Origin of the sequence: uncultured Campylobacter sp., assembly GCF_938045225.1 — a bacterium.
In the GTDB taxonomy this organism is placed as follows: Bacteria; Campylobacterota; Campylobacteria; order Campylobacterales; family Campylobacteraceae; genus Campylobacter_A.
This window is the reverse complement of the sequence record NZ_CALINL010000141.1, coordinates 1-2,461: the sequence shown is the minus strand read 5'-3', so window position 1 is coordinate 2,461 and position 2,461 is coordinate 1. Positions and strand designations below refer to the sequence as shown.

Annotated in this window: 3 protein-coding genes; 2 read left to right on the top strand and 1 reads right to left on the bottom strand. The window is 44.7% G+C overall.

Annotation, left to right across the window (positions count from 1 at the left end; genetic code table 11):
- Positions 1–53 precede the first annotated feature (53 nt).
- Positions 54–566, bottom strand: a complete 513-nt coding sequence (gene lolA, locus Q0200_RS05340; protein WP_103603378.1) for a LolA-like outer membrane lipoprotein chaperone — start codon at positions 564–566, stop codon at positions 54–56.
- Positions 567–757: 191 nt separating this feature from the next.
- Between lolA and galE the strand changes: the two genes are divergently transcribed.
- Positions 758–1,744, top strand: coding sequence for a UDP-glucose 4-epimerase GalE (gene galE / locus Q0200_RS05335; protein WP_297938670.1), 987 nt, complete (start codon positions 758–760; stop codon positions 1,742–1,744).
- Positions 1,741–2,461: nucleotide sugar dehydrogenase (locus tag Q0200_RS05330; RefSeq protein ID WP_297938679.1), on the top strand; the 721-nt coding region annotated here is incomplete at its 3' end. The genes galE and Q0200_RS05330, both read left to right, overlap by 4 nt.

Genomic DNA, 2,461 nt, shown 5'->3' with positions numbered 1-2,461 from the left:
TTGGAAAAGACTTCGGAGAGAAGTGAGTAAATTTGGCTAAAAGCTAGCCAAATTTATTGATTTACGATGTCGTAACCTTGTGGGATGACTGGAGTTAGCGTCTCTTTTGGGATGAGCGCGTCTTTTACCGGGTTGCTTAGAGTGATTTTTATCTTATTTGAGAGCTTGTCTTTATAATCAATCGTCGTTGGAAGCGTGTTTTTGATCGTTATAAAGTACTCAACCCCGTCATATATCGCCTTATAAAGTGTCGGCTGAATTTGCTCTGCGTGAGCTAAGACCTGCGTCAAATTTGGCGTATCATCTAGTCTTGAGATGATGGCTTGCTCAAGCTCATCTTCGATCACGACCACCTTGTTTTTGTCAAAGTAAATCCTCTTTGGTGTTGGACTTTCATATATCCAAAGTGCGGTGTTGTCGCTTTTAGCGTAAAATCTACCCTTGTAATTTACACTCTTGCCCTCGCTAAAGACAGTTTGAGTAAAGTCGCTTTGCAGGCTTTTAAAATTTAAGCCAGCACCAAATGAGCAAACTGCGACAAGAGATGCAACTAAAAATTTTCTCATTTTTTATCCTTTTTTTGTAGATGAGGAATTATAAAGATTAAATTTTAAATAAATTGTAAGTCTATTTTAAATTTCTAAAGATAGATATCCATTTTGCAGCTTTTAGGCAAAATTTAAAAATTAACCTTACTTTACTTTTGCTTTACTCTATTTTTGATAAAATTAACTACTTTTTTATGAAAGGCTTAAACTTGAAGATTTTAGTAACAGGTGGAGCTGGATACATCGGCAGCCACGTAGTAAAAGCACTTTTAAAGCAAGGCAGCGATGAGATAACTATCATCGACAATCTCTGCAAGGGCTCGCAAAAAGCACTTGAGGCACTCCAAAAGATAGGAAATTTTAAATTTATAAAGGCAAATTTAGAGGATGATCTAGGCGGGATTTTTGCGGAGGGCAAATTTGACGCGATTATCCATTTTGCCGCATTTATCGAGGTTTTTGAAAGCACTCAATATCCGCTAAAATACTACCTAAACAACACCGCAAACGTAGCCAAAATTTTGACCTATTGTAAGCAGTACGGCGTAAATAAATTTATCTTTAGCTCCACCGCGGCGGTTTACGGCGAGCCCGAGATCGGCGAGGTTGATGAGCAAACCGCGGCAAATCCGATAAATCCCTACGGCCGAAGCAAGCTAATGAGCGAGTGGATCATCAAAGACTACGCCGCTTCAAATGAAAATTTCAAATTTGCGATTTTGCGCTACTTTAACGTCGCGGGCGCCGACGAGGAGGGGCTCATCGGGCAAAACTATCCAAACGCCACGCATCTAATCAAAGTCGCGACGCAGACGGCTCTGGGCAAGCGTGAAAGCATGGGGATTTTCGGCAGCGACTATCCGACGACAGACGGCACCTGCGTGAGGGACTACATCCACGTGAGCGACCTAGCGGACGCGCATCTAAGCGCGCTGGAGTATCTAAACGAGCATGAAAAAAGCGAGACCTTTAACGTCGGCTACGGCCGCGGTTTTAGCGTAAAAGAGGTTATAGAAACGGCTAAAAAAGTAAGCGGGGTTGATTTTAAAGTAGTTAGCGCGCCTCGTAGAGAGGGCGATCCGGCGTGCCTCATCGCAAAGCCCGAAAAGATAAGAAAATTAACTAACTGGCGGCCTAAGAGAGAGGATCTCGCGCTCATCATAAAAACCGCGCTTGAGTGGGAGAAACGGCTGTGAGGATCGCAGTCGTAGGCACGGGCTACGTGGGGCTAGTTAGCGGCGCGTGCCTAGCTAAAATGGGCAACGACGTCATATGCGTGGACGTGGACGAAGCAAAGATAAACGCTCTAAACAGCGGCGTTATACCGATCTATGAGCCCGGACTTTCTGAAATCGTGGCTGAGTGCAGGGCAAACGGCGCGCTCAAATTTAGCGTCGATATAAAAGAAGCCTTGGCGCACGCTAGCGTGCTATTTATCGCGGTGGGTACGCCTATGGGCGCGGACGGGCAGGCCGATCTGCGATACGTGCTAGAAGTCGCAAAAAGCATCGGGCAAAATTTAACCTCGCCGTTAATCGTCGTGGATAAATCAACCGTCCCCGTGGGTACGGCGGAGAAGGTAACCGAAGTGATCGCGGGCGAGCTAAAAAAGAGAAACATAGACGTCAAATTTGAGGTCGTCTCAAACCCCGAGTTTTTAAAAGAGGGCGCGGCGGTTGAGGACTTTTTAAAGCCAGATCGCGTAGTTATCGGAGCTAGCAGTGAGTGGGGCTTTAGCGTGATGAGAGAGCTTTATGAACCATTTATGAAAAATCACGACAGGCTCATTTGTATGGACGTAAAGTCAGCCGAGATGACAAAATACGCTGCAAATTCGATGTTAGCAACCAAAATAAGCTTTATAAACGAGATAGCAAATATCTGCGAACGTGTGGGAGCTGATGTAAATTTAG

Bases quoted from the DNA above. Each gene is read 5' to 3' on its own strand.
- lolA (WP_103603378.1), bottom strand. From the start codon at position 566: ATGAGAAAATTTTTAGTTGCATCTCTTGTCGCAGTTTGCTCATTTGGT.